This window comes from Priestia sp. VA7 (assembly GCF_055710015.1).
This window is the reverse complement of the sequence record NZ_JBVQPN010000003.1, coordinates 290,711-317,108: the sequence shown is the minus strand read 5'-3', so window position 1 is coordinate 317,108 and position 26,398 is coordinate 290,711. Positions and strand designations below refer to the sequence as shown.

General features: G+C 39.3%; 34 protein-coding genes. 18 read left to right on the top strand and 16 right to left on the bottom strand.

All coding sequences use genetic code 11. The features are described 5' to 3' along the window. Window positions 1-75 precede the first annotated feature (75 nt). The gene (locus tag AC0C45_RS14250; RefSeq protein ID WP_047931997.1) at window positions 76-489 is read left to right on the top strand and encodes a DUF1259 domain-containing protein; all 414 of its coding nucleotides are present in this window, start codon (window positions 76-78) and stop codon (window positions 487-489) included. 148 nt (window positions 490-637) lie between these two features. On the opposite strand, the gene AC0C45_RS14245 is transcribed toward AC0C45_RS14250, so the two are convergent. The 6 genes from AC0C45_RS14245 to AC0C45_RS14220 form a co-directional block, all read right to left on the bottom strand. Then, a complete protein-coding gene (locus AC0C45_RS14245; RefSeq protein ID WP_171776968.1) occupies window positions 638-1,408 on the bottom strand; it encodes a DeoR/GlpR family DNA-binding transcription regulator in 771 nt (256 codons plus the stop codon). Window positions 1,409-1,569: 161 nt separating this feature from the next. Continuing rightward, window positions 1,570-2,682, bottom strand: a complete 1,113-nt coding sequence (gene phnW / locus AC0C45_RS14240) for a 2-aminoethylphosphonate--pyruvate transaminase (RefSeq protein ID WP_171777821.1) — start codon at window positions 2,680-2,682, stop codon at window positions 1,570-1,572. Window positions 2,683-2,693: 11 nt separating this feature from the next. After that, window positions 2,694-3,476 carry a phosphonoacetaldehyde hydrolase gene (gene phnX / locus AC0C45_RS14235; RefSeq protein ID WP_047931994.1) on the bottom strand — a complete coding sequence of 261 codons (783 nt, stop codon included), beginning with the start codon at window positions 3,474-3,476 and terminating at the stop codon, window positions 2,694-2,696. 362 nt (window positions 3,477-3,838) lie between these two features. After that, window positions 3,839-5,737: an endonuclease MutS2 gene (locus AC0C45_RS14230; protein WP_171776967.1), complete on the bottom strand. Its 1,899-nt coding sequence runs from the start codon at window positions 5,735-5,737 to the stop codon at window positions 3,839-3,841. Window positions 5,738-6,189: 452 nt separating this feature from the next. Next, a complete protein-coding gene (locus AC0C45_RS14225; RefSeq protein WP_016764847.1) occupies window positions 6,190-6,519 on the bottom strand; it encodes an AzlD domain-containing protein in 330 nt (109 codons plus the stop codon). Beyond that, window positions 6,516-7,241 carry an AzlC family ABC transporter permease gene (locus tag AC0C45_RS14220; RefSeq protein ID WP_034650567.1) on the bottom strand — a complete coding sequence of 242 codons (726 nt, stop codon included), beginning with the start codon at window positions 7,239-7,241 and terminating at the stop codon, window positions 6,516-6,518. The genes AC0C45_RS14225 and AC0C45_RS14220 overlap by 4 nt, the downstream gene beginning before the upstream one ends. Before the next feature lie 95 nt (window positions 7,242-7,336). On the opposite strand from AC0C45_RS14220, the gene AC0C45_RS14215 reads away from it, so the two are divergent. Further along, a complete protein-coding gene (locus AC0C45_RS14215) occupies window positions 7,337-7,888 on the top strand; it encodes a helix-turn-helix domain-containing protein (RefSeq protein WP_016764849.1) in 552 nt (183 codons plus the stop codon). Between the two features lie 36 nt (window positions 7,889-7,924). Here the strand turns inward: AC0C45_RS14215 and AC0C45_RS14210 are convergent, their stop codons facing one another. Next, on the bottom strand, window positions 7,925-8,608 hold the full coding sequence (locus AC0C45_RS14210) for a TerC family protein (protein ID WP_034650563.1): 684 nt from the start codon (window positions 8,606-8,608) through the stop codon (window positions 7,925-7,927). A 422-nt stretch (window positions 8,609-9,030) separates the two neighbouring features. On the opposite strand from AC0C45_RS14210, the gene AC0C45_RS14205 reads away from it, so the two are divergent. After that, entirely contained in the window at window positions 9,031-10,191 is a 1,161-nt protein-coding gene (locus AC0C45_RS14205) for an Ig-like domain-containing protein (protein ID WP_047931992.1), read from the top strand. A 59-nt stretch (window positions 10,192-10,250) separates the two neighbouring features. Here the strand turns inward: AC0C45_RS14205 and AC0C45_RS14200 are convergent, their stop codons facing one another. Continuing rightward, on the bottom strand, window positions 10,251-11,234 hold the full coding sequence (locus AC0C45_RS14200; RefSeq protein WP_170943779.1) for a LacI family DNA-binding transcriptional regulator: 984 nt from the start codon (window positions 11,232-11,234) through the stop codon (window positions 10,251-10,253). A 160-nt stretch (window positions 11,235-11,394) separates the two neighbouring features. On the opposite strand from AC0C45_RS14200, the gene AC0C45_RS14195 reads away from it, so the two are divergent. Further along, window positions 11,395-11,874, top strand: a complete 480-nt coding sequence (locus tag AC0C45_RS14195; protein WP_034650557.1) for an RrF2 family transcriptional regulator — start codon at window positions 11,395-11,397, stop codon at window positions 11,872-11,874. Between the two features lie 18 nt (window positions 11,875-11,892). Then, entirely contained in the window at window positions 11,893-12,276 is a 384-nt protein-coding gene (locus AC0C45_RS14190; RefSeq protein ID WP_047931991.1) for a nuclear transport factor 2 family protein, read from the top strand. Window positions 12,277-12,313: 37 nt separating this feature from the next. On the opposite strand, the gene AC0C45_RS14185 is transcribed toward AC0C45_RS14190, so the two are convergent. Continuing rightward, the gene (locus tag AC0C45_RS14185) at window positions 12,314-13,138 is read right to left on the bottom strand and encodes an SPL family radical SAM protein (RefSeq protein WP_047931990.1); all 825 of its coding nucleotides are present in this window, start codon (window positions 13,136-13,138) and stop codon (window positions 12,314-12,316) included. Between the two features lie 436 nt (window positions 13,139-13,574). On the opposite strand from AC0C45_RS14185, the gene gvpA reads away from it, so the two are divergent. The 10 genes from gvpA (at window position 13,575) to AC0C45_RS14135 (ending at window position 17,707) form a co-directional block, all read left to right on the top strand. After that, a complete protein-coding gene (gene gvpA, locus AC0C45_RS14180) occupies window positions 13,575-13,853 on the top strand; it encodes a gas vesicle structural protein GvpA (protein ID WP_013057921.1) in 279 nt (92 codons plus the stop codon). Window positions 13,854-13,876: 23 nt separating this feature from the next. Next, window positions 13,877-14,140: a gas vesicle protein GvpO gene (locus AC0C45_RS14175; protein WP_013057922.1), complete on the top strand. Its 264-nt coding sequence runs from the start codon at window positions 13,877-13,879 to the stop codon at window positions 14,138-14,140. Window positions 14,141-14,163: 23 nt separating this feature from the next. Beyond that, on the top strand, window positions 14,164-14,934 hold the full coding sequence (locus tag AC0C45_RS14170; RefSeq protein ID WP_472928222.1) for a GvpL/GvpF family gas vesicle protein: 771 nt from the start codon (window positions 14,164-14,166) through the stop codon (window positions 14,932-14,934). Continuing rightward, window positions 14,931-15,188: a gas vesicle protein GvpG gene (locus AC0C45_RS14165; protein WP_014459264.1), complete on the top strand. Its 258-nt coding sequence runs from the start codon at window positions 14,931-14,933 to the stop codon at window positions 15,186-15,188. The genes AC0C45_RS14170 and AC0C45_RS14165 overlap by 4 nt, the downstream gene beginning before the upstream one ends. A 9-nt stretch (window positions 15,189-15,197) precedes the next feature. Next, a complete protein-coding gene (locus AC0C45_RS14160) occupies window positions 15,198-16,022 on the top strand; it encodes a GvpL/GvpF family gas vesicle protein (RefSeq protein ID WP_047931988.1) in 825 nt (274 codons plus the stop codon). Then, window positions 16,019-16,270, top strand: a complete 252-nt coding sequence (locus AC0C45_RS14155; protein WP_013057926.1) for a gas vesicle protein — start codon at window positions 16,019-16,021, stop codon at window positions 16,268-16,270. Before AC0C45_RS14160 ends, AC0C45_RS14155 begins: the two co-directional genes overlap by 4 nt. Next, window positions 16,260-16,544 carry a gas vesicle protein K gene (locus tag AC0C45_RS14150; RefSeq protein WP_013057927.1) on the top strand — a complete coding sequence of 95 codons (285 nt, stop codon included), beginning with the start codon at window positions 16,260-16,262 and terminating at the stop codon, window positions 16,542-16,544. The genes AC0C45_RS14155 and AC0C45_RS14150 overlap by 11 nt, the downstream gene beginning before the upstream one ends. Window positions 16,545-16,558: 14 nt before the next feature. Beyond that, complete coding sequence (locus tag AC0C45_RS14145) at window positions 16,559-16,876, top strand: gas vesicle protein (RefSeq protein WP_016764858.1); 318 nt, start codon at window positions 16,559-16,561, stop codon at window positions 16,874-16,876. 32 nt (window positions 16,877-16,908) lie between these two features. Then, window positions 16,909-17,037: a hypothetical protein gene (locus tag AC0C45_RS14140; protein ID WP_274447748.1), complete on the top strand. Its 129-nt coding sequence runs from the start codon at window positions 16,909-16,911 to the stop codon at window positions 17,035-17,037. A gap of 223 nt (window positions 17,038-17,260) precedes the next feature. Then, window positions 17,261-17,707, top strand: a complete 447-nt coding sequence (locus AC0C45_RS14135) for a hypothetical protein (protein WP_472928221.1) — start codon at window positions 17,261-17,263, stop codon at window positions 17,705-17,707. Between the two features lie 141 nt (window positions 17,708-17,848). Here AC0C45_RS14135 and AC0C45_RS14130 read toward each other — a convergent pair whose 3' ends face one another. Both AC0C45_RS14130 and AC0C45_RS14125 read right to left on the bottom strand, forming a co-directional pair. Continuing rightward, window positions 17,849-18,289, bottom strand: coding sequence for a cell wall hydrolase (locus AC0C45_RS14130; protein WP_013083968.1), 441 nt, complete (start codon window positions 18,287-18,289; stop codon window positions 17,849-17,851). A gap of 131 nt (window positions 18,290-18,420) precedes the next feature. Further along, window positions 18,421-18,939, bottom strand: coding sequence for a dihydrofolate reductase family protein (locus tag AC0C45_RS14125; RefSeq protein ID WP_047931986.1), 519 nt, complete (start codon window positions 18,937-18,939; stop codon window positions 18,421-18,423). Between the two features lie 90 nt (window positions 18,940-19,029). Here AC0C45_RS14125 and AC0C45_RS14120 point away from each other — a divergent pair, with 90 nt between their 5' ends. Continuing rightward, window positions 19,030-19,989 (top strand): helix-turn-helix transcriptional regulator, encoded by a 960-nt coding sequence (locus AC0C45_RS14120; protein ID WP_034650529.1) that lies wholly within the window; start codon window positions 19,030-19,032, stop codon window positions 19,987-19,989. Window positions 19,990-20,188: 199 nt separating this feature from the next. Here the strand turns inward: AC0C45_RS14120 and AC0C45_RS14115 are convergent, their stop codons facing one another. Next, window positions 20,189-23,338, bottom strand: a complete 3,150-nt coding sequence (locus tag AC0C45_RS14115) for a bifunctional cytochrome P450/NADPH--P450 reductase (protein ID WP_472928220.1) — start codon at window positions 23,336-23,338, stop codon at window positions 20,189-20,191. 26 nt (window positions 23,339-23,364) lie between these two features. After that, window positions 23,365-23,943: a TetR/AcrR family transcriptional regulator gene (locus AC0C45_RS14110; protein WP_013083972.1), complete on the bottom strand. Its 579-nt coding sequence runs from the start codon at window positions 23,941-23,943 to the stop codon at window positions 23,365-23,367. Window positions 23,944-24,246: 303 nt separating this feature from the next. Between AC0C45_RS14110 and AC0C45_RS14105 the strand changes: the two genes are divergently transcribed. Next, window positions 24,247-24,615, top strand: coding sequence for a nuclear transport factor 2 family protein (locus tag AC0C45_RS14105; protein ID WP_013083973.1), 369 nt, complete (start codon window positions 24,247-24,249; stop codon window positions 24,613-24,615). A 70-nt stretch (window positions 24,616-24,685) separates the two neighbouring features. Here AC0C45_RS14105 and cotJC read toward each other — a convergent pair whose 3' ends face one another. From cotJC to AC0C45_RS14090, 3 genes are read right to left on the bottom strand one after another with little or no spacing between them, the layout of a single operon-like run. Then, window positions 24,686-25,255 carry a spore coat protein CotJC gene (gene cotJC, locus AC0C45_RS14100; RefSeq protein ID WP_013083974.1) on the bottom strand — a complete coding sequence of 190 codons (570 nt, stop codon included), beginning with the start codon at window positions 25,253-25,255 and terminating at the stop codon, window positions 24,686-24,688. Between the two features lie 21 nt (window positions 25,256-25,276). Then, window positions 25,277-25,537, bottom strand: a complete 261-nt coding sequence (locus tag AC0C45_RS14095; protein WP_013083975.1) for a spore coat protein CotJB — start codon at window positions 25,535-25,537, stop codon at window positions 25,277-25,279. Continuing rightward, window positions 25,534-25,782 carry a spore coat associated protein CotJA gene (locus tag AC0C45_RS14090; RefSeq protein ID WP_013057939.1) on the bottom strand — a complete coding sequence of 83 codons (249 nt, stop codon included), beginning with the start codon at window positions 25,780-25,782 and terminating at the stop codon, window positions 25,534-25,536. The genes AC0C45_RS14095 and AC0C45_RS14090 overlap by 4 nt, the downstream gene beginning before the upstream one ends. Before the next feature lie 201 nt (window positions 25,783-25,983). Here AC0C45_RS14090 and AC0C45_RS14085 point away from each other — a divergent pair, with 201 nt between their 5' ends. Then, window positions 25,984-26,346, top strand: a complete 363-nt coding sequence (locus tag AC0C45_RS14085) for a transporter (protein ID WP_472928219.1) — start codon at window positions 25,984-25,986, stop codon at window positions 26,344-26,346. The last annotated feature ends 52 nt before the right edge of the window (window positions 26,347-26,398 follow it).

Here is a 26,398-nt window from a genome sequence, read left to right as displayed (position 1 = left end):
AGAACACTGTTTGCATAAGTGAAGCTCTGATGTCATAAAGCTTACTAAGAGTATAGAAGAAAGGCAGGAGCTTATATGTATACTACAAGTGAAATTTGTCAGCAGTTTGGCCAGATTTTAAACGCTAAAAGCAAAGTTAGTCCAACAGGATGCTCAGTGTCTCTTAAAAGAAGCTTTCAAGCTCATGTTCAAGGGCGGAAAAGCAGCTCTGTCGTTCCTGTTGGTGTATCATTTGAAGCGATAGACGCACAGGGAAACGCGTTAAACTTGGCTGAGATTGCTATTTTACAAGAAGAAATCCCCCGTTTTACAGAAGCTGCTGCGCGGCAAGGTCTTATCGTAAGCGCTTTGCATAACCATTGGCTTTTTACAGAACCGGTCCTTATGTATCTTCATATTCAATCTGTAGAGCCTCCTTTACATTTTGCAAAAAAAATGGCTTTTTGTTTTACAATGCTCAAGAGTCTTCCCGTTCCGGCAAACGAATAGTTTATTAAACGCGTCTCTCAGGTACATTAGAGAGGTGAGAGATGTTTTTTATACCTATAGACTACTAATATAGTTAAAGGAAACCTCCTTACCTTTTAAGTCATTAGCAAAAAGGCGAATATTTTATAAACATTCGCCTTTTTTATTTTCAGCATTTTATCCAGCATGCGTCCAAGTCTCCCCAAGTCTCCGGAAGAGGAGCAGTGCATAAAATATAATCAATGTGCTTTAAAGAATCTATTTTGTAGTTCGCCTTCACTTCTAGCTTGGAATGATCAGCCAATACAATGGTCTGGTTTGCATTGGCAATAAAGACTTTAGAAAGAAGGCATTTTTCCAAGTCAAAGCTCGTAATTCCAGCTTCGGGATGAAGGCCGTCAATTGAAATAAAGGCTTTATCTACATAAAATTCTTTTGCAGCCCTTTCTGCTAGGGATCCAGAAGCCCGAAAATGTTTGCTTCTTACATGACCTCCTAGAAAAATAACTTCTCCGCTGAAAACTTGCTTGTTTTGGTAGTCGATTAGCATAGTCACAAGAGGAAAGGAATTTGTAATAACCGTTATATTAGAAATATTAACAAGTGACGAAACCATTTGCATGGTCGTGCTGCCTTCATCTATAAAAATAACGTTGCCTTCTTCTATCAACTTAGCTGCTTTATTCCCTATTTTTTTCTTTTCTTTGCTTCTGATGACTTCTCGCTCAAACATAGGGGGCTCAGCAATTTCTGTCTCTATTTTCACGGCCCCCCCATACACTTTTTTTAACTTTTTTTCTTCTTCTAATTCTTCTAGATAACGGCGAATAGTCTCAGTCGATACATCAAAAGTGTGCGCTAATTCGTTTACTTTGACTTGCCCTTGATGTTCAATCATATCTAAAATTGTTTTTTTACGTTGTTCTGCCAATAAAGACACATTATTGCACTCCTAACTTTACGAAAAAATTTGCTCATGTAAAGATGATATTTTCTTTCTTCATGCAGACATTGCTTCTTTACCTCTTGAAAGATAGTGCTCCGCTAAATTTAATACTGGTGCGTGAGAAATATTGCCGGCACCACCTAAAAAAAACACGTTTATTGCTGCGTCTCCTTTCGCTTCACTGTCGAATGAATCGCTTCTAGCAACCTTTCGATATCTTGTTTATGTACGTCTCCAATATTTCCAATTCTAAAGGTGCCAGCTTGAGAAACTTTTCCAGGGTAAATGACGAAACCTTGTTTTTTTAAAGATTGATAAAATCCTTGAAATGTAAAAAGAGAATCGTTAGGGTAAAGAAATGATGTAATAATGGGTGACTGCTGTTTTGACTGCAGCAGAGTATTAAACCCTAGTTTCTTCATTCCTGTCACTAGCAAGTGCTGATTTTCCCGATACCGCTCAAAACGAGCTTGGACTCCCCCTTCTTCTTCAAGTTCCAGGAGCGCCTGATAAAATGCCCGAACCGCATGAGTTGGAGAGGTAAAGCGCCATTTCCCTTTATCTCTTTCCATCGTTTTATATTGATCATAAAGGTCGAGTGAAAGAGAACGGGCATTTCCCTTACATTTTTCAAGCTCATCTGTTTTAGCAATGACAAATCCGAATCCAGGAACGCCTTGAATGCATTTATTCGAACTGCTGATAAGTAAATCAATCTGCAGATGCTCTATATCCATGGGTATACCACCAAAACTGCTCATGGCGTCTACAATGGTCATTTTATTATAGCGCTTAGCAATACAACATACTTCTTCAATAGGATTTAAAATTCCTGTTGTCGTTTCACAGTGAACGACAGCTACATGAGTGATGTCTTCGTCTTCTTGAAGCATTCGTTCAATCACATCTGTATCAAAAGACTCAGTTTCATTTACTTTATATACAGTGTTATTAATTCCGATTGCTTCACACATATGAACCATTCTTAAGCCGTAAGCTCCATTTGCTGCTATCAGGATTTTCCCTTCGTCTCTCGGTACGAACGTTCCGATGGCTGCTTCTACACAAAACGTGCCGCTTCCCTGCATTAACACAGCAGTGTATAAAGAAGACGCCGTTGCCAGCTTGACTAAGCGCTTTCTTATATCTTGGACCAGATTATTATATTCATCATCCCATGTACACCAATCTTTCAGCATCGTTTCGCGAACCGAAGCTGTCGTAGATAATGGACCTGGAGTTAAAAGCAAATATGGATTTTTCATGATAATCCTCCTCTTTATTGTTGTTCCAATTGATTAATCACTTGATCAAGGTCAGATATGCGATCCACTACGAAATTTGCCCCGGCTTCTTCTAAACGGCTTCGCACTTCTTCCATTTTTATTTTCAATTCTTTTTGATCCATATTTTTTTCTGCTTCTTCAGAAAGTCCCATCTCACTGCTTCCTAAAATCACGCCTACTGTCCACATGCCGGCATTTTTTCCTTCTTGCATATCTGTTACGGTGTCTCCTACTTTTATAATACGATTCATAGGAAAGACATCTAACTCCATGGCATTACGGTAACACATCCATGGATATGGCCGGCCTGCTTTTACATCATCTGCTGTGAAGTAACAGTCCGGTGAATATCCTTTTTCTTTTGCTTTTGGCGCAACAATCTCCATCATTTTTTTCGTATACCCCGTCGTAGAACCTATTTTAATATTTCTGTTTCGCAAACGCTCTGAAAGCTCAACAGCTCCAGGAATAGGCGTGGTGAAGTCTTCTAATATACAAAATAAGCTTGATTCAAATTCATCATTCAGTTTTGCAACATCATGTTCTGTTGGCTTTGATCCGTGTGCTTTTTTCCATTCCCGTTGAATACGCGGCATCTTAAGAAGCGCTCGGATATGTTCAATTTTCAGCATGCCCATTGGCTCTCTAGCTTCTTCAATTGTAATTTCTACCTCATGTCTTTTAAATACCTCTAAAAACGCCTCAAGCGGAGCAAAACACCCGTAATCAATCATTGTTCCAGCCCAGTCGAATACTACAGCTTCGATTTTTTTCATTTTCCTCTTTCCTTTCGCTATTTAATTTGCCATTTACAATGTTTTGATAAATAGTTTTCTCATTCGTAGAGAATTCCTACGATGGACGAAAGCGGTAAAAATAATGAGTGCATTTATATCTGAGGCTGTTTTTTACACTTAACAAAATGAAAGTGTTTTAGATGTTGATTATTGTTGTTTATATTGTTTTTATAACCATTTAATATTATAACACATCAAAACAACAAAAAACCACAACAATAAACAACTATAAAAATAATGTAAATTCTTTTAAAATTTATTTGGAGATTTGTTCTATGTAGTTTTAAGAAGCTGCATAAAAACAAAGCCCAGCACTTTCTTATAAGTGCTGGGTTTCTGCTTTATCTATTTTCGCGTATATCTTTTTCAATTTTCCGCAATGCTTTTTTTGATCCTCGCTGCAGATCATGCTGCTCTTTTCGATCTTTATAGCTAATAAATAATGAATCGAGGTCATAGCCTTCGGGATATAATTCAGCAGCTTTGATTTCAAGAACTGCTCGCTTAACGTTTACTTCAATTAACTCATTCTGATAGAGTACGACTATATTGTTTGTGTTGTCTTTAGACTTATACACAATCGCATGATTTTCATAATCTAACAGCTTGACTCGATCTCCCATTTGGTATTCAACAAGGTCTTTTTTCTTTTCCTTCAAAACAGTTGGTTTTTTTATTTTATTTTCTCTGACAACTTCTGTATCATACGATTTGCTTTCCATATAGAACTTTGCTTTTTGTAAAATCTCTTCTTCTACCTTCATTTTCTTTGAAATCCAAAGCGCATTGCTTTCACCAGATGTGCCAATTAACAGCTGATACAGCGGTTCTAATGTTTTACTGTTGAACTGCATCGCGGCATTCATAAAGTCAGGATGAATTTCTGAGAAACGCTTAATTTCTCCGTAATGCGTAGTCGCGACCGTTATGCAGCCCATATGATAAAACTTTTCTAAAATCGCAATCGCAAGTGCAGCTCCTTCATTCGGTTCGGTGCCGCTGCCAATTTCATCGAATAGGAGCAGCGTATTGTTCGTTGCTTTTTGCAAAATAGTCGATATATTTTTCATGTGTGAGGAAAAGGTGCTCAGCGCATTTTCAATACTTTGGTTGTCGCCGATATCGACAAAAATATGTTCAAACAATGCAATTTCTGTTCCTTCATCAGCTGTAATATGAAAGCCTAACATTGTAGCGAGTGTCAGTAGCCCAATCGTTTTTAAGACAACGGTTTTTCCTCCTGCGTTAGGTCCGGTAATAATTAAGCTTCGATAATTCTCGCCAATTTCGAAGTGAAGCGGAACAATTTTACCAGTTAACAGCGGGTGATATGCACCTTTTAAATGAATATATCCATAATCATTAATTTTAGGTTCGATTCCATCGGCCTGTTTACTGTATTTTGCTTTGGCAAACACCATGTCGTATTGGCTAATTAGCTCTAAATTAATATGAATATCAGCTAGCTTCTCTAACACTAAACCTGTTAAAGACGCTAAAATTTGATATTCTTCTACCTCTTCTTCTGCTTTCAAAATCGCTAGTTCCGCATTCAGCTTTGTAATAGATGCCGGCTCTATGAACACTGTTGACCCTTTAGAAGATGTCTCAACAATCGTTCCTCCAACATGGTTTTTATAGGATGCCTTGATCGGAATCGTATAGCGGTCTCCTTTTTTACTGATGAAGAAGTCTTGAATATACTCTTTGTTTTTACCGTTTCGTAAAAATTTCGCAAGCTGTTCTGAAATCTTAGCTTCCGTTCCTTCTATATGTCTTCTTATACGCTTGAGCTCTTTGCTTGCCGCAGCGTCTACTTTTCCGGCTTTGATCGCAAAATTAATTTCCTCTTCTATACCTGTCAGTTCTTTCATCGAATGGGCATAGGAACTTAAGAGCGACGCAAAAAATTCTTTATCCACCATATATTGTTTTACTTTTCTGCAGCCTTTTAAAAAATCGGATACGCGCATTAGCTCTTCGGGCTCTAAAATCATGCCTTTTTCAAGCTTTTCGATGACTCTTCCTATACCTGAGACACCTGATAGCGGAAGTGATTTCTCAGCATCTAGAAGTCTTCGTGCTTCCGTTGTTTCTTTAAGTCGGTTTTTTACTGTTTTAAGAGATGTGCTCGGCTGAAGTTTATCCATTAATTGTTTTCCCAGCTCACTTATGCAGTGAGATTTTACGATTTCTTTTAATTCCTGATACTGCAATTTTTCAAATGTCATCGTATTCATGGTTTTTCTCCTCACTATGATTTGTCATCACATATGAAGATACCTATTCATTAGAAGGCAATGAAAAAGGTAAACAAAAAAAGCTGTGGTGATCCCACAGCTTTTTGCGTTCATAAGGTGTCTAAACACATATCACAAAAGAAAGCTCTGTAAAAACAGACGCCTCTTTCGCGACAAGTGCCGAACCCTTTATAAAGCATTGTAGGTATCTTCATAGGCAGTGAAATAAATCCATAAGCAAATAAAGGGTACCTTCATTCTCCAAAAAATACCCGTCTTGCTTATTTAATTTATTTCATTCAATTGTTCCTATTTAGATACTACTCCGCTCATAAAAGCACCTCATCTATATTTTAGTTTTCATTGGCTTCTAATTTACACTCTTATCATACTATATGAAAAAGCGTGCGTAAAGGAGACAATAAAAAAGCTCAAGAGCATAACTTGAGCTTTCATGACAAAAGAAAAAAACGAAGCAGCGCCATCATTCCAACTCCGCTAATAACGGTGATGGATAAGCTTTTGGTTTTCAGCGCAATCAGTAAGGTTGGAATGACTACGATAATGACGGGCCAGTTAATCTTTACGCTGTCATTTGCTTGAATGATAAAGTTTTCTACAACAAGTGCGGTTAAAATACAAATAGGAATATAGGATAGCCATTTTAATACGGGTTCTGGCAGCGCGATGTTACGCACAACTAAAAACGGAACAATGCGGGGAACTACGGTAACAAGGGCACATCCTAAAATAACGATGAGTGTTGGGTAGTGGATGCTCATTTATCCGTCACCACCCCGATTGTCGCTACAATAATCGTTGAAATCAATACAGCCACATGTGAAGGTACGAAAAAAGACAGCACAATCATAATAATCGCCATATAAAGAATCAAACGTAAGTAATGATTAAGCTTTGAAGGTAACACGCTTTCGATTTGTAAAACAAGCAGAGCTAAAAACATAGCTGTTAAGGCAAAATCAAACCCAAAGGCTTCCGGGTTTGATAGCATATGGCCAAAAATAGCTCCTGCCGTACAGGCGATAATCCAGCTGACGTAAGCCGTTATATTTAATCCGTTCATCCAGCGGTCATTAATTGGCTCACCTTTTGCAATTTTACTTGAAGACACCCCGAATGATTCATCCGTTAGAAGGGCTCCGATTCCAACGTTTTTTAATAACGAATATTTTGTAAATTCAGGCGCGACCGTAGCGCTCAAAAGAAAGTGTCGTAAGTTTACAATAAATGTTGTGAGAATAATAGCTGAAATCGAACTGTTTGCAACCATCAGTGCACAAATAATAAACTGTGCTGCCCCTGCATACACGAGCGCTGATAATAAAGCAACTTCCATAACGGAAAGATGCGAGGATACTCCAACGATCCCAGCCGCAAGCCCTATACTTATGTAACCGAGTAGCGTAGGGATACAATCCTTAGCCCCTTGTCTGAACGTTAAGTCCACTTTTTCTCTTTGCTGTACTGCTTTTTCTGCAATCACCGTACTCCCTCCTTTTCTGCTATATTATACATCTATACGTTATATTAAACAACGGTATGTTATACTATCTTTATAATAATTAAAGGAGTACAACAATGGACGCGATTCAAGATATTATTGCTAAAAATCTTGTTAAATTACGAAAACATCGAAATTTGACGCTTGATCAAGTTTCCGAATTAACCGGTGTTAGTAAAGCAATGCTTGCACAAATTGAAAAGGGTAAATCCAGTCCCACGGTTACCACGCTTTGGAAAATCGCCAACGGCCTTCAAGTCTCTTTTTCTGTATTTATGAAAGAAGACACCCCGGATGTGCAGAAAGTAAGCATAAAACAGCTAGATCCCATCACGGACAACAAAGGTGATTACTTAGTATATTCTTTTTTTCCTTATCATCCGGAAAAAAAGTTTGAAATTTACATCGTCACATTAAAGCCTGGATGCGTGCACGAAGCGAAAACTCATTTAGGAGATGAATACTTACTTATTAAAGAAGGCGAATTAACGGTTCGTTTTGAAAATGAAGAACATGAATTAGTTTCAGGAGATGCTCTGCATTTTTCAGGAAATACCTCTCACAGCTATATCAATTCTTCTGAAGAAGAAGCAAGCTTTTTTTTGCTTATGCACTACCCCGAATCATAAAAAAAGAGCGTACGGATGATCCGTACGCTCTTTTTTTTAAGCTGCGTGGGCTTGTTCTTTTTTCATTTTTTTGTTTTTCATATATCCAATGCCTACAACTGCAATAGTTAAGATAACTTGAATAGCGAGATGTAAAGCTGTGCTCGGAACAAATCCGCCGATAATTTTATCTTCAACAATCATTTTTCCAGCAGACCATGCAAGCATCGCCGCTCCAGCGTAAATGATAATCGGAAATTTTTCCATTGCTTTCATAATAAAGCTGCTTCCCCAAATAATAATCGGAATTGAAATTAATACACCAATCATAATCGGGACAAATTCGTGAGCTACACCTGCTAGAGCTAATACATTATCTAATGACATGACCGCATCTGCGATAATGATCGTTTTAACCGCGCTCCATACCGTTGCTCCACCTTGAGGATTGTCGCCGTGATCGTGATTATCCGCTAATAATTTATATGCAATCCACACTAGCATCAAACCGCCGACCGCTCCGATTAATGGAATTTTTAATAAAGGGACAATAATAGCCGCAAATAATAATCGAAGACCAATCGCGCCGCCTGTTCCAATTAAAATCGCTCTTTTTTGTAAATCTTTTGGTACGTTACGAGCCGCCATTGCAATAACAATTGCGTTATCCCCGCTTAAAATTAAATCAAGAAAAATAATTTGCAGCAAACCTTGCACTGATACGCCAATTAGTTCCTCCATAGTTACCTCCACCTTCTCTTTTTATGTAACGTTTCTCCTCTAAATGTCCGAGTCTTTTCCTCCTTTTTTATAATTGAATACAAAAAAGACCCTTACCAAATAAGCGGTAAAGGTCTTGCTAACAACATAATGTCGCCAACAAAGCCGAGAGATAATCTCTGTAATGACGACTTTGCTGTTAAAGCTACTCCCCTTTAGGAGATACGTTCAATTATTTGTTTGTATTTACACCACTTATACTATAGCATCTCCTACATTCTGTCAATCGTTTTTTTATTCACTTTCAATTTAGTAAAATTACTGTCGCTTTTCTAGAAATGATGTCGAAAAATGAATATGAAAACCTGTAGTTGTATTCGTTTTCTTATAGTATGATAGATTCAGTTCTATAGTCTTATATTTTGAAGGAGGAAAATAAAAACATGAATAAAAAAGGTATAATGTCCCTAGTTTCTGCTGGTTTATTAGCATCAACACTATCCGTTCAGTCTGTTCAAGCAGATACCAACAAAAGTGAAAATGTTTCAAAAAAACTAATAGACCAGCATATGGACAAGCCTCTTCAAAAAAAGAATCTAAATCCACGTGTACTTAATGATTTAAAAAACGATGCAACTCATTCTTTAGAAAAAGCTCCTTCTCTTTCTTCATCTCAGAATTCAAAACAAATGAACAGCTCCTCTTCAAACGATGATCCGCTGTTTGAAAAAGAGCCAAATAATGATTTTAACAAAGCTAATAGTTTGCCAAATGAAAAAACAATCATCGGACAAATGCTTCCTATGTATGACGTTGATTTTTATAAAGTGAATGTCCCTGCTAAAGGCGCACTGCTTGTAGCTGGGACGACCAATTCTCCAGCAATTGACCTTGCCTTTACAGCAGCTGAAAAAGACTTTAAAGATAACAAGAATTTAATCTACCAAGGCTCAGACTATAGCGATGGAGTCGAAGTTCAAGTCTATCAGGTAAATAAACCAGGAACATATTACATAGGCGCCACTGATTATGAGTTTGATGATGATTACGACGATAATACCGTGGATGATCTATATGCTCTGAGCACAGCATTCGTAGACAACGTCGCTCCAGATAAACCAGCCGTAAACAGAGTCGGTAATAATGATAAAGTGGTTACGGGAAAAGCGGAGGCTTCTTCTACGGTAACAGTTAAGGCTGGCAGCAAAACGCTCGGATCTGCCAAAACGTCTTCTAAAGGCACATTTTCTGTTAATATAAGCGTTCAAAAAGCCGGAACAACTCTTACCTTAACGGCTAAAGACAGCGCCGGAAACGTAAGTCCAAGTGTTTCCACGAAAGTAGCCGATGTCGTAGCGCCTAATAAGCCAACTGTCAATAAAGTCGATGATAATGATAAAGTGGTTACAGGAAAAGCGGAGGCCTCTTCTACTGTAACAGTCAAAGCGGGCAGTAAATCGCTCGGATCTGCCAAGGCTTCTTCTAAAGGAACGTACTCTGTAAAAATACCAGCGCAGAAAACAGGCACTACTCTTACCGTGACGGCCAAAGATGCTGCGGGGAATGTTAGCAGCGGAGCGACAACAAAAGTCGTGAAGCATTAATCAAAGAAGGAGGTGACTATGGTCACCTCCTTCTTTGATATAGTTAAAAAATCGTTTTTTTATGCAAAGCGGTTGTCAACGCTTTCTCTTTCAATCAATTCATAGTTAGAAAGTGTAAGCTTTTCAACTGCTTCTCCGTTGACTAGCTTAATAATTCGCTGTGCCCCCATTTGTCCCGCTTCTTTATAGTAATATTTTATGGTTGTTAAGCTAGGATGAATCACACCTGTAATTTCGTAGCCTCCAAAGCCGGTAATGGATACATCTTCCGGAACGCGCAGTCCGTTTAGATAAGCTGCCTTTAACGTACCAAGCGCAATGTTATCGGTAGCACATACAATGATGGACGGATTAAATTCTTTCATCACAGCCGTAGCAGCCCCGATTGCGTCGCTCATGTTAAAGCTTGTTTGATAACAGCGGACCTCGCAATCTCTGTCTTTAAGACCTTGCCTTACTCCTTCTTTTCGCTTTACACCTACAGCTATGTCTTTTTCGGTTACACCTAAAAAAGCGATTTTTTTATGTCCTTTTTCTCCTATGTACCTTCCAATGTCCCATGCAGCCTCGTAGTCTTGGTGAATTAAACTGTGGACTTCTTCATGCTCCTGTCCAATTAGCAAAACGGGAATTGAAATTGTGCGGAACGCTTCCAAATGAGCTTTTGTGATTTGAACGGCAAGAAGAATAATACCTGCTACCTTCTGCTTAGCCAGCGTATAGATATTTTCAATTTCTCTTTCTAAATCTTGATTAGAATTGGAAATAATCATTTGATAGTGGTGGTCTCTAAGTTCTTGGTCAATACCATCTAATGTGCGGGAAGTCGCAAAAGAACCCATACGCGGAACAATTACACCAATGATGTTTGTTTTTTTTGCTTTTAAGCTTTGAGCAAACGCATTTGGGCTATAGTTTGTTTCTTTAATAATCTCTTCGATTTTTCGTTTTGTCGCATCGCTCACAGACCCTCCGTTAAGGTAGCGGGATACAGTGCTTTTTGCTACTCCTGCAAGCCGAGCGATATCTGCAATAGTTGTCATTCTCTCATCTCCGTATTTTGTTGCTGTTTCTTTCACAGTATACACGAATATCGCGTGCATATTAAGTAACTGCTTTACTTTTTGCTCCATGAGCGGTATGATAACCTAAATACGGATAACCATTATCCATATTGTACACATAAAGCAGGAGATGATATTTTTGCATATGAAAACAGGCGTTGAGCAATCGGTGTATGCCATTTTGCTGCTTACGTTTTTACCTGAAAAAGCTGTGTTGCCAGGAGATGTCATCAGCTCTCAGCTTGGGGGCTCGCCTACGTATTTTCAAAAGCTTCTTCGCAAGCTGGTTAGCGCTGATTTACTTGCTTCCGTTCCTGGTAGCAAAGGTGGATTTCGCTTAAAGAAAACGCCGGAAGAAATTCGTATTTATGACGTATACGTAGCCATTGAAGGTAAGCAGTCTCTTTACTCATCAAGCGGTATTTTTCACGACATGCTTAACTTAAAAGACAAAGATATTTGCTTATTATCCGATTTAATGGAAGAAGCCGAATCTTCGTGGCAGTCTATCTTGAAACGGCAAACCATTGCTACGCTCACAAATGAAATTAACAAAAAATGTCCGAAAGAAAACCTGGACATGCTAAAAACAACAGTAGAAGAAAAAATGGTGCTGTAGCACCCAAAGGAGATCACCATGGAAAACTTAAATAGATATTTTGATTTATTCGATCAATCATGTACAAGCGAACAAGCATTTGAAGAATTGGTGAGCCTTTTTTCAGACGATATCGTATTTGTCTTAAACGGCCACGAAAAGCAAGGCATTGAAAACTGGAAGCTGTTTGTGAAAATGGTTTTTAAAGAAAATGCTGATATTAAGCATATGTTCGAAGGCTGGAAAGCAGTTGAAGGTACGGACATGTTTGAAACGCCTTGGGCAGTGTGCGGAAAACGTGCATCTGGCAGCGTATTTACTCAAACGGGAAAAGATATTGCTAAGTTAGATAAAAACGGGAAGATCAGTTATTTAGAAAACCTACCTGATGACACAAACATGTTTGATACGTATAAAAATTAATATGGAGAAAAGAAGGGCTATATGGGCCCTTCTTTTTTTACGGCGCAAACCCCTCTTGAGAAAGGTAAATCATCGAAGAAGGATAAAATTTTTCAAAATAACGAATGGCTTTGATATGAATGTCTTTGTCATACCAGTCTAGGAAACCGTGCTGCTCAAATAGTTCCGGCATCCCTAGCCTTTTTGAGGTTTTCCCTAAGGAACCGTCTCCTAAGTACATGGTATCAATACAAATCCGGTCCATCATTCCTTCTATTTTTTCAGGAAATTCAGGCGTGAAAGGAAGCATTGGAGCAATGGTTACTTGCGTTGAAATTCCGCTTTCTTTTACTTTTTTTAACGCGTTCATACGAAGTTTCATCCCCGGAGCATAAGGAGAAAAAATTTGTTTTACATCTTCTCGGTCTGTTTCCACAGTCATCGATACACGAAGATCACATACGTTTTGAAGCTGTAAAAGTAAATCAATATCTCTCGTCACAAGGGGCGACCTTGTTTGAATCAATAAAAAATCAGGCGGATGATTGATCATCGTTTCTAAAAGGGCACGTGTGATGCCTGCTTTGCGTTCAGCAGGCTGATAGGGATCTGTCGCTGAAGACATAAAAATGCGCACCGGCTGTTCTTTTTTTCGGAGCTTTTGTATTTCTTTTTGATAGACTTCGACTGCGTTGACTTTCAGCTCTAGCCATGTCCCCCACTCCATCTCTTTAAAACGCTGAATTGGCAGCTCTCGCACGTAGCAAAATTTGCAGGAAAATGCACATCCAGCATACGGATTTAAACTATGAGTATAACCCGATGCCAAAAAGCCGGTCGCTTTTGTTAAAATACTTCTCGAAATGACGTCTTTTTCGTTCATCTTTATCACCTCTTTGTTCAAAAATTATATCAAGCTTATAAATGAAAAAACTACTTTCCTGATGGAAAGTAGTCCTATATGTTTTCAACTCATCAACTTTGGTTTTCTTTCTTTTCGCTTGTCGTTTCAAGTAAAGAGGTTAAATATGAATTTAACTCAAATTGGTCCTTTTCAATAAAATCAGATAATACCGGCTGCTCTTCTTTTCTCATCTTTCTCCACTCCTTTTGTTTTTTATGTATGTGTTTTCATTCATCAATGGATAAAAGTAATGTACTTAACTCTACCCGTATTAAAACAAAAATAATCATGGTATTTTATACTATTTTTTAATTTATGCACGTTTTATTTGTATATTTTTTACAATAGCACGCACATTAATAGCAAGATTAGCAAACGTATATATTTTACTATGCAACATGAGAGGAATTTCATCATGACGATTAACAAATCAAACGATTGTTCTAGTCTAGCTGAAGTAGTTGACCGCATCTTAGATAAAGGCGTGGTAATTGACGTATTCGCTCGTATTTCCGTTATTGGTATTGAATTAATTACCATCGAAGCTCGAATCGTTATTGCCAGTGTGGACACTTGGCTGAGGTATGCCGAGGCAGTTCGGCTGCTTCATAATGAAAGAGAAGATTTTCTTTCTTCGAATAACGGCGGAAAAAAACTTGAACAGCTAAACCTTTTACAAGATTTAGATTTATAAACTCATAAAGGTGGATTAGAGAAGTGAAAGTAGCCGAAATCATGGAATCCGTGACTGATTTTTTTAAAGAACACGTTGCTCCTCCTCACCGAATTATTTCGTATGAATCGATTCAAAATGGAGGATGGAAAATAACACTTGAGGCATTTGAAGAACAGGAGTATATGAGGCGCTATGCAAAAGATGAACTGCTTGGTATCTATGAAGTGCTGGTCAATAAGCAGCATAACATCACGTCTTTTTCACGCACCAGCCTGCGCTATCGAAGCTCTCCAGCAGAGAAGTAAGCTGATTATTTTAATGGAAAGGAATGAAACAGAAATCAATGAGTGAAGAAACGGGCATTTATATTTTTTGCAGTATTCCCGCCACCGAGGCGCATACGTTTGGCAGCGTCACGATTGATCAGCAAGAAAGAGCTACTTTTACCATTCATTACCGAGATGCAGCTATAGTGGCTGCTGCCTTTCCTCTTAAAATTTACCATCCTACAAAAGAGAACGTCACAGCGCACCATCAGGTGATTTCCAAAGTAATGAATGAGCATGATTCCGTTATTCCAATCAGCTTTGGCAACGTGTTTCATAGTCAGCAAGATGTTGAAATGCTGTTAGAAAACTTATATCCACAGTTCGCCTCTCTTTTCCCGCAGTTAAAAGGAAAAATAGAAGTCGGACTAAAAGTAATTGGGAAACCGGACTGGCTGAAACAAAAAGTGAATCAAGATTCTTCTTTGCAGCAAGTACGAAACCAGCGTTCTGCCAGTGCTGATTTTTATAAACAAATTGCGCACGGAGAAACAGCTCAGAAATTCTTTTTAAAGCTTCAGAACGACTGTAAAAAAGAGCTGTATCAACATTTAGAACCGATAGCTGAAGCGTCGAGACTCAACCCTCCTATTGTCGAAACAATGCTTTTGAACGCTTCTTTTTTAATTGACCGAGAAAAAGAAGCAGCGTTTGATGAACGTGTAAATGACCTGTATGAAAAATGGAAGGACAAAGCCGATTTTAAATATTCCGGACCGTGGGCTGCTTATAACTTTATTAATATTCAACTAAAAGTAGAAGAGAATGTATGATTCATAAACTGCTGCTGTCTCCTGTTACGCTCATTGTAAAAGTCGGACAGAAAATCAAGGAAGAAGCGGATAAAGAACTTTACGATGTCTCTTTTATTCAGCAAAAAATCGTTCATCTTCAAATGATGTATGAGCTTGGAGAAATACCAGAAGATGCATATATGGAAAAAGAAAAAGAACTGCTGCTGAGATATGAAGCTGCAAAGGAATATGAATTAAAAAGATGGGAATCAATGACGAAGAAACAAAAGTGAGGTTAAAACATGGAAAAGCTCATTTATTTATATGGTCTAGTTCCAACCGAAGAAGCTAAGGAAATGCCCTTTCCTTCACTTGAGGGCATGGATCAGAACAACCCTATCTATGCTCTTTACTTTGATGACATTACCGCATTTGTATGCGACTTGCCAAGCGCTCAGTATTCAGAAGAAATGCTGAAAGAAAAGATCGAGCACGATATGAAATGGCTGCAGGACAAAGCCATGCATCACCATGAGATTCTTCTTTTCTTACAAAGTCACTACACGCTTCTTCCCATGAAATTTTGTACGGTCTACAAAAGCAAGGATAGCTGTCAAAAAAGTATTGCTGATAACAAACAAAAAACCCTCTCTTCTCTTCAGCTTTTAAAAAGATCTGAAGAATGGAATATAAAAGTATATGCCCATACGAATTCTTTAAAGAACTATCTGCTAACGAACAATGAAACGATCCAAAAGAAAAAAGAAGAAATAAATACGCTGCCTCCAGGCAGGCAGTTTTTTGAACGTAAAAAGATAGAAAGGCTGATCGAAGAAGAAACAGAAAAAGAACAGTTGTCGCTTTGTGATCACTTGCACAGTGAGATAAGCCCCTACGCCGCTTACCACACAATCAAAAATAACTGGAGTCAAAAAATAACCGGCGCGAGCTACAGCATGTGTTGGAACAGCATCTACCTTCTTTCAAAGAACAATGTAGAATCGTTTTTAAAAGCCATTAGCGACAAGCAAACGTTTTATAGTGAAATGGGACTGAACATCGAAGTAACGGGACCATGGCCTGCTTATCATATCGACACTCTGCGCTCGGAGAAAGATGCGGGATGACATCGCTGCGAAAACAAACGCTGGAGCAAAAGGACATCGCCCTCATTGATATATTAGATGTGATCCTCGATAAAGGAATTGCCATTAAAGGTGATTTATTGATTTCAATTGCCGGAATTGATTTAGTCTATCTTGATTTGCGGGTATTGATTTCTTCTGTAGAAACGCTGATAGGCTCTCATGATCGTCAAATCATTTCTTCTCAGCAGCTTGAACAGGAAACGGAGGCGTTGCGAAATGGAAAATAACCTTAAACGAAACGGCCGCATTGAGCTGAGTGCGGAAAATGCTGAACAAGGCCTAGCGCAGCTTGTTTTAACCGTCATTGAATTACTGCGGCAGCTCATTGAAAAACATGCGATTCGCCGAGTGGACAGCGGAAACCTGACGGACGCTCAAATCGAAGATCTGGGCGTGGCGTTGATGAAGTTAGAGAACAAAATGGAGGAGCTAAAATCAGTGTTTAACTTTACAAATGAAGATTTAAATATTGATCTAGGTCCCCTAGGAAAAGTGCTATAACAAGGAGTGGAAAAATGGCAGCGGAACATAACGGGCATCTGGGCACCATTGTAGAAGTATTGGAAAAAGTATTAGATAAAGGTCTTGTTATTGCTGGAGATATTAAAGTGCAAATTGCTGATGTTGAACTCTTAACAATCAAAATCCGGCTGCTTGTCGCTTCTATTGATAAAGCAAGAGAAATTGGCATGGACTGGTGGGAAACAGACCCTTACCTATGTTCAAAAGCAAATCAGTCTTATCAAAAACTCCAGGCGGAAAATGACAGTTTAACGCAGCAAGTGGCATCTTTAACGCAGCGAATTCAAGATGATTTGCTTTCGCTTGATTAACAGCTCACTTTATATAAGGAGGAATAACAAACATGAATCCTGAACAAAAATCTACGCTGTCTCCTGTTTCACAAGAGCAGCAAAGCCCCGATACTCAGCTAACGGAAAAAGAAGAGCGTATGCCGGAGTATACGCATACTTCGCTTAATCCAGATTCATAGAACCAAAAGAGAAATGCTTCGGCATTTCTCTTTTTAATGTTTCTATACTTTTCTTCATTACTCATGACATTGAAACAAATGGAGGTAAATACAATGAACATAGCGAATGAGTACCATTATCTATCAATGACAAAGGAGAACGAGCATGAAGAAAAAAGCATTTGGAGTAGTCTATGCTCTTTTAACGCTGTTCATTTTAGGTGCCTGAAGTACCGAAGACGTTGTGACAAATAATTCAGATCCAAAAGTTTCTGTTTCTACTACAGTTAAACCGCTGACGAAAAAAGAATTTAGTGAAGTTGGAACATCAGGTTTAACAAGCTCTTCAAAAAAAGATTTTCACAAAGTACACATGATCCTTACTTTACGCGGCACGGATTACCTGTCGAATATTCAAGTTAAGCTACCTAACTATAAAGAAGCTTTTAATAACATCAAAGACGATCAGCAAATAAGATATTGGTTTGGCAGCGGTGCAGATAAAGAGCAAGAAAATAAAAACATCTATACAAGAGAATTTGTCCTTTATACGAAAGGCTTAACCGATAAGCAAATTAAAGAAATTTTATCAGCAGCTAAGGTAAAGACGTCCTGGGTGGTAAAGGATACAAAAGCGAAGGATCAATCTGAATTTGCTGCTGGTAAAAACATAAAATTTGAAGCAAAATGAGAAATGCATCAATTAGCAAAAGCCCCCTTTATTAAAAGAGGGCTTTCTCTTATTATATGAAGAACGACTACCTTGTCACCTGCAGCTAAAGGTTTGGATTTGAGGCCTGACTTTGAGAATGCAGCATATTTTCTAAGCTATCTATCCGTTATAAACGCTAGCGCATGTTCCGGGCTTTGGCTCGTAGTAACAGTGATTTTTGTATTGACCAGAAGCGGGTTGACCGTACCAGGTTGGAGGGCATGGAGCGGATGGATTAAAGTACCACAGTGCATATTTCCCCGGGTGTTCTCTCCAATAATCCAAATTCTTTTTGGCTAACCTTTTTTCAACACCTCTTGCTCTTTGATAAAATACGTTTCCTTTTTGAACAGCTTCGAACGAATAGTTGCCTCCCTGTACCTGATAAATAACTTGCGGAACGGATCTTAAATTCTTGAAATCTAAACAGTTTGCTTTAAGACGATTTACAATGACATTTCCAACATACAGCATTCCTTGTTTTCCTTCGCCTTCAGCTTCTGCTCTCATCATCCTTGCCATTAAAGCAACGTCTGAATCTCGATAATTTACTCTTGGCATTTTTTCACCCCAAAAATATACTATGAAAAAAGGACGCTCTTGATGTCACTGTCCCTAAAATAACAATAGCTGGATGTTAAATACACGCTGAGCACACTGACACTGCAGAAAGAGTTTTTATTACGAAAAGCTTATTCTTTTTCATAATAAAGCTGAGCAATTTGCCCGTACTGTTTTATATCGGTAAGCTTCAAGTTCATTTCGGGAATTCCTCGTTTAAACAGCGGAATACCAGCCCCAAGCAAAACGGGAATGATCGATATAATAAATTCATCCACTCTCTTTTCTGTTAAGAAATCAGCGAGAATGTCAGCGCCTCCCACCAGCCATATTTTTTTAGTTTCTTGACTGAGGTTGTTGAGAAATGACGCCACGCTTTCGTTTATAAACTCGACATATTGATCTTTTCCTTGAGCTGAGCGGCTAAACACGTAGCACTTTTTATCGAGATACGGAAACTCAGGTGTGAGCTTCAGCACATGGTCGTACGTAGCTTTTCCCATAACGACCGCATCACACGTTTGATAAAAATCTTCGTAGCCGTTGTCTCCCTCTCCTTCTACGCTTTCCAGCCAGTCAATCTCTCCGTTTTCTCTTGCAATATATCCGTCTAAGCTTGCCGCAATATATACGACGATTTTTTTCTTCATTCCCTTTTCTCCTTTCAACTTTACTGTTTTTGTATGATATCATCTTAATACGACACTTTTTGTCATATTAAAAGAAAAAGGTGAAAATAAATGGCTAAGTCTAGACGGCTTGTTGATATGCTCATGTTTATTAATACAAAAAGAACGTTTACGGCAAAAGAACTAGCGGAGGAATTTGGTCTTTCTGTGCGGACCGTCCAGCGCTATTTACTGGACTTAAGTGAATTAGGACTGCCTCTTTACAGTGAAAAAGGACGGAGCGGCGGCTATAGAGTGCTAAAAAATCGTATTCTCCCTCCTATTTTGTTTACAGAAGAAGAAGCTATTTCTATCTTTTTTGCTTATCAAGCTCTGCAGTATTATCATGACCTTCCGTTTGATGCAGAAATTCATGCGGCTCTTCAAAAATTTTATGTTTACCTGTCTGAGGAAACAAAGAAAAAAGCAGATAAAATGAGTGCTCATATTGCGTTTTGGAATCCTAAAAGAAACCTTGACACTCCTTATTTAAAAGCGCTTTTAGAAGCAAGCCTTGCAGGAAAATATATTGAATTTCTTTATGATTCAAAGGAGGGTCAAACAAGAAAAGAAGTCAAACCCCTTGGAATTTATGCTCATAACGGTTTATGGTACTGTCCTGCTTATTCTTACAATAAGCAAAAAGTATTATTGTTTCGAGCGGATCGTATTCGCTCGTTAAAAGTTTTAGAAAAAGACAAAAATATGTCTCTTACGTTAAAGGAATGGCTTGAAACAGAACCGGTAAACTCACAGCCAATTTTGTTAAAAGTAACCTTGACACACGAAGGCGTTCGTCAGTGTAAAAGCGTTCCATGGCTTGAAAATCATGTGAAGGTGGCGCGTGATGGAAATGGGTACATCGATACAATAACTGATGGAAATGAATTAAACTACATGGCTTCTTTTTTCTATACCTTAGGGGCTCATGCTTTTATTGAAGAACCTCAGGAGCTAATTAAAAAGATCTGCTGTCACGCAGAAGAAACGTTAAGGCGCTATAAAAATGAAGTGGGGACAAAAGACGAATAAATGGGAGAAATGAATTTCGTATGGCTTGCATGTGACACCGCGGTTGATTGAAGTCTTCACCTTGCCCTCCAATCAACCGCTACAAGTCACTAAATAGATGAAATCTACGTTTACTCTACCAATAAAAAGATCCGAACGATTCATCGTTCGGATCTTCCTTCAACCAACTAAACTACTTTTATCCTAGCCTCTTTTTAATTTACCCAGCCCACACGTCTTTTGCGTATCGGCCCTTTTCTTCTAGCTGCTGCAGCCATAAGCGAGCGTCTGCTTCACTCACTTGGTGAACGTCAGCATAGCTTTTCATAAGCGTTGCTTCAACGTCAGGTGCCATTTGGCTTCCGTCTCCGCAAATATAGAAGTGCGCTCCTTGGTCAAGAAGTTCAATCAATTTCTTGCCGTCTTGTTCCATTACGTGCTGAACGTATGTTTTCGGCTGATTTGGTACCCGAGAAAAAGCGGTATGAAGCGTAATGATGCCTTCATTTTGGGCGTTTTCAAGCTCTTCTTGATACAGATAGTCTTCATGAGGTGAACGGCAGCCAAAGTATAAATGCGCTTCTCCAAGCGACTCTTCTTGTTCTTTTAGCTGCTTGCGAGCCTGCACAAAGCCTCTAAACGGTGCAACGCCTGTTCCCGGTCCGACCATGATAAGCGGCGTTTTAGGGTCTTTTGGCAGCGTAAATCCTGACTGCGGTGTAGAAACAAAGCACGTAATCGTATCTCCTTCTTGCAGCTCGGCAAGGTAGTTTGACGCAATTCCTTTGTATTCTCCGTATCCGCTCCACGCTTCTCCTGAGACAACGCTGACCGTAATGCTTGCTTGTTTTTCATCGACACGAGGTGAAGATGAAATTGAGTAATAGCGCGGGCGTATGCTTGGAAGAAGGGCGATAAATTCGCTGAATTCCATTTCACACGCCGGATATTTTTCAAGCAGTTCAAGCATTGTTAAACGTTTTGCCAGCACTTGTTCTTTGTACGCCTGCTTTTCAAGCAATGCTTCAAGCTCTACTTTATGCGGCGGGCAGACCGTTTTAGCAGCCATTGCGCGAAGCTGCGTGCGCGTAACAGGGTCTTGAAGCTCTACGTATTGCAGAAGCTCTTCTACTGATACTGTTTTACCGAGTGGCAAATGCGCTAATTTTTCTTCTTCTGCTTCCAAGCGGATTTGCTGTGATACATCTAGACCAAATCTTGTCGTCACACGATTTACTATTCCTTCATAGTTGCGAGGAATAACGCCTAAATGATCTCCTTCTTGATAAGAAGTTTCTTTTGGAAGTTCAATTTCAAGATGACGCGTGCTTCGTTCACTGCCTGGCTGTTGAAGTTCTTTGCTTGCTACGACGTTTGCTGAAAACGCACCGTGCATTTTAGCAAGCGGCATGTCCGCAGCGCTGTCGACAAATTGAAGTGAAAGCGTAGATTTATTATCTTCACTGTTTTCAATGTCGAGGTTAAAGTAGGCTGCTACGTCACTCCACATGTGTTCACGCCATTCTTCATATGTGCCTTCAAAGTCGTCGCTTGCATCTGCTTCACCGCGTTCAGCGATGTTTTCTGCTCCTTTAGCGGCAAGCGTTTCATCAATAAAAGCAGGCACTTTTTGATACGTAGTAGCCCAGTTTTTATCGCCGCATCCAAATACGGAGTAGCGAACGCCTTTTACTTCATCAGCAGACGCTTGGTCTAACCAGTCGACAAATTGCTTTGCGTTATCAGGCGGGTGTCCGTTATAAGACGCCGTTACAATTAATACAGCTCCTTCGCGCGGAAGATTTCCTGCGTGGGAATCAAGCGCTGCGACCTGCGGTGCGAATCCTTTGCTCATCGCAATATCCGCTAAATCACGCGCCGTTCCTTCGGCTGTTCCCATGTTCGAACCGTATAGCACAAGCAGCGGCGTATTATGAGCGTTTTCTGCCTTTTTGCGTACTTTTTTAGCAGACTGTTCAGTGCTAGGTGAAGGAATACCGCCAAGCGGAATTTTTTTCGATTTTGCTTTTACCACAAAGCCTTCAGGTTTTAACGTTAAAGTTTCTTTAATATCCAGCTCGTAGTTTGTATGATCTTCAAAGTCAAAGTGTTTTAGCATCATACCAAGTACCAGCGTTGCTTCATGAAGAGCGAACTGCTGACCGATACACGCGCGCTGACCGTTTCCAAACGGTTTAAACGCATGCTGCGGAATCGCACTTGGATTTTCAAAACGCTCTGGGCGGAACTCTTCCACATCGTCTCCCCAAATTGTTTTATCACGGTGAAGCTGAGGAATCAGAACCATTAGTTCGTCGCCTTTTTCTAAAGGATATTCTCCTCCAAGCACCGTATCTTCTTTTGCATATAGGGAAAACGCAGGAGCAGTTGGCCATAAGCGCAGCGCTTCGTTTAAGACCATGCCGACATATTTAAGCTGTTTGACTTGTTTGTAGCTTGGAACAGGATCTACTAGAACTCGTGCTGCTTCTTCTGCTGCTTTTTGTAATACATGTGGATTTTTCACTAAGAAATACAGCGCAAATGATAAAAGACCGCTTGTTGTTTCGTGTCCCGCAATTAAGAATGTAATAATTTGATAGCGAATGTTCTCGTCATCAAGCGGCTCACCCGTTTCTGGATCTTTTCCGTTTAGCATATGCGTTAATAAATCATCGCTTTGTTCACCGCTTGCTTTGCGATCTGCAATAATTTTATCTACTAGGTCGTTCATCACCTTGATATCTTCTTGAAACTGGCGCTTGTTTTCATCATAAGCTGGGTCGTCTGGATTTGCTCGCTGCAGCTTGTTCATTGCTTCATCCAGTGCACGGACCATACTTGTAATAAATGGATGGGGCTGATCTCGGTAAAAGCTGTTAAAGCGATAGTTAAAGCCGCAAAGACCAATTGTATCAAGCGTTAAACGTGTCATGTCTTCCGGTACTTCAATATGCTCATCTGCATTTAGACGCTCCCACTTTTGAACAAGCTGCACGGCGATATCGACCATCATCGCATGATAGCCTTTCATTGCCTGCTGACTGAAGCTTGGAAGTAAGATATTATGCGCTTTTTTCCAATTTTTTTCGTGCGTCCAGCTTGTAAATAACCCGTCTCCTGCAAAATCACGTACAAATTTAAGCGCTTGACTTAAGTTTTTATCAAAGCGTGATTCATCGCATGCTTCTTTAATTAGACGCTGACTTGATAAGTAGCGCGTTACACGACCAGGCGCCTCGAATTTAAAGATTTCTCCTAATTCATCCGCAATTTTCATCAAAGCTTGAACCGGTTTATCTGTGTTTAATAACGGTAAATTTTTAAGCTCTCCAAACGTTTTTGGCTGAGGCATTTCTTTAATTGTCATGTTATCCCTCTTTCACTTGTTAAGTTTCATGATTGTCTGCTAAGTGCTGCCCACAGACTCTCTTCTACACCGGTAAGAAGTTCATCAGTTAAAGATAAGTAGTCATTTTCAATCATTTCATATACTTCCATGAAACTTCCAAATAAAATAGCAATTAGCGCATTTTCAGGAAGATTTCTAATCACACCTTGCTTTTGTCCTTCTCTGAAGAACGTACAAACAAATTCCACCAGCTTTTGATATGCTAAGCGGCTCTCTTCTGTTAAAAAAGTTCCTTGGCTATGAGTTTTAATAAATCCAAGAGCACGAGGATGGTTTTTAGTAAATGTCACCATACCTTCAAAGATATGATGAAACCCATCTCGGTATCCATCTCTCTCGTTTGCCAGACCGCTTTCAATGCACTGTAAAAACTCGTTTACGTGCTGTTGGAATAATTCATTTACAAGGCTTTCTTTATTTTTAAAGTAGCGATAAATTGTTCCTGCTCCTACTTTGGCATTCTCTGCAATCATTGGCATCGTGGTTGCATCAAACCCTCTTTCTGCAAACAGCAGAAGCGAAGCAGAAAAAATCGCTTTTTGTTTTGTTGGAGTAGATTCCACTTTATCACCTCTTTTCAAAAACGGAATGAACGTTCATTCCGCTACAATTACAAGTATAAAAAACTGCATCTTAATAGTAAAAAGATAACTAGAAAAGTGGAAAGAAAAGGTTCTTTCATTCTAATTTTATGCCATTTAAAGGTAATTAACAGAGTCTTCCAGAATATTTAGTGCTTACAGAAAATTAGTCCACTTATCCCCTCTATTAACATAATTTAGCACGAATTATTAAGGAAAGAAGTTTAAAGGAAAAGCAACGTGGAAATAGAAAAGAGTTACACAAGGCGTAAAGGAGGATTAAAAATGAATCAAGCAAGAGTTATAGAATACGAAGAAATGCTTCGCTCAGCCATGCTTTCTAATAACATAGAGCTATTAGAAGAATTACTTTCAGATGAGCTTATTTTTGTGAATCACCTTGGGCAATGGTTGTCAAAAGAAGAAGATATAAATGTTCATCGTTCAAAAAGTCTTGATATAGCGGGCATGGAAGTGTTGGAACAAGAAGTTAAACTGTTTCAAGAACTTGCCGTTACCGTTACAAAAGTAGCGTTAAATGGGGCACTGGCAACCGGTGAATCTATTGGAGGTGAATACAGTTATACGCGAGTTTGGAAAGATGTTGAAGGGAAATTAAAGGTTGTTTCTTGTCACTGCAGTTCTAGCGCATAATCAACGCAGTCACAACAAAAAACATCCCTCCTTTCGTTTGCATTCGCCAAGGGGGATGTTTTTTTACTAGTTAAAAGATTTTCTTCCTGTCTCTGTCATCTTTTAAAATCTCCACGGCCTCGCGGAACCGCTGTGAGTGAACAATCTCTCTTTCTCGTAAAAATCGTAAGCTGTCGTTTAAATCGGGATCATCTGATATATCAATTAACCATTGATATGTAGCTCTTGCTTTTTCTTCTGCAGCTATGTCTTCATAAAGATCTGCAATCGGATCTCCTTTTGCCTGTATATAAGTAGCTGTAAACGGAACCCCAGCAGCATTATTGTAATAAAGTGCACTATCATGGTTCACATAGTGTTCTGCTAATCCCGCTGCCTTCAGCTGCTCTGGCGTTGCATCTTTTGTTAGCTTATAAATCATCGTAGCAATCATTTCAAGATGAGCAAACTCTTCTGTCCCGATATCGTTTAGCAGTCCAACCACTTTATCGGGAATCGTATAGCGCTGATTCAAATACCGAAGTGCTGCCGCAAGCTCTCCGTCCGCTCCCCCGTATTGTTCCATTAAATATTTGGCAAGCGTTGGATTACACGTGCTTACTTTCACTGGATACTGTAATTTCTTTTCATACACCCACATATAGCTCCCGCCTTTATCTGCTTATATTTGCCATGGCCAAGGGCTTGTTCCCCAGCTCCACTTTCCGTCGGTATAGCTGTTTCCATATTGCTGGAGCGGCCCGTACTTTGTTTCAAAGTTTCTTTTTAACTGCATAGCCTGCTGCGCGTATTCGTTAAACTGCTGCATAGCCTGCTGGTCATTTGGATGGGTATCTAAATACAGCGTTAATTCTACTAGTGCAAAATCAATCGCCTGTATTTCTTCTAAATCCTGATAGTACTCCGGAGGTAGATTTTTCATTCTTCATCCCTCTTCTTATCTTTGTATGGATTTTCATAGTAGTCCCAAAAAGCCGGCCACAGCGTTCCTTTTTTTAGGGCTTCTTTCGGTGAAAACTGCTGCAGATTCGGCGGCTGAAATCCCATGTATAATTGAGGCGGCGTAGAATAATATTTAACTCCTATCGGCCGGCAAGGATCATAGATACTGTGGAAAGGTTGATAGGTCTTAACCGGTGTAAACATCTTTTTTGGATTGTTATCCATGAGAAGTCCTCCTCTAACAAACACACTCTGTTTAATCCTATTCAGCTTTTATCGAGTTCATGAAGGAATTTACTTCCGACTTAGGAACTAAACTTTTATTAGTAAAAAAGACCTATATAAAAACGCTATAATTGCCCAATCCCTTTAGGCAGCTTTCTCATACTTTATAAAATAGTGATAAAAAATAGAGGTGATTAAAAAATGGACATTAGCTACATGGATTTTTATTTGTACCCGACAAGATTTCCTGGACCTCAACTCCCGCCCGGTCCACCTAGACCACCAGGCGGTTTGCCTACACCTAACCCGCAGCAAGCTCCAACTTCCCCTCCGCCGGCATTTATTCCAGCTCAACAAACGGCAACTCCATTTGCTGTTGATCCAGGAGCTATTTCTCTATGTCTCTTCCGCAATATGTTCATATGGCTTAGAAACGGCTCTAGCTTCTGGTATTTTCCTATTTTTGTAGGACCGCGATCCGTTGCAGGATTTAGATGGAACGGACGTTTCTGGACCATTTTCGGTGTGGATACACGACAAATTGTTTCGTTTACGTGTTTTTAAACGTAAAAAAAGCCTTATTTTTCAATAAGGCTTTTTTACTTACTAACTGCGA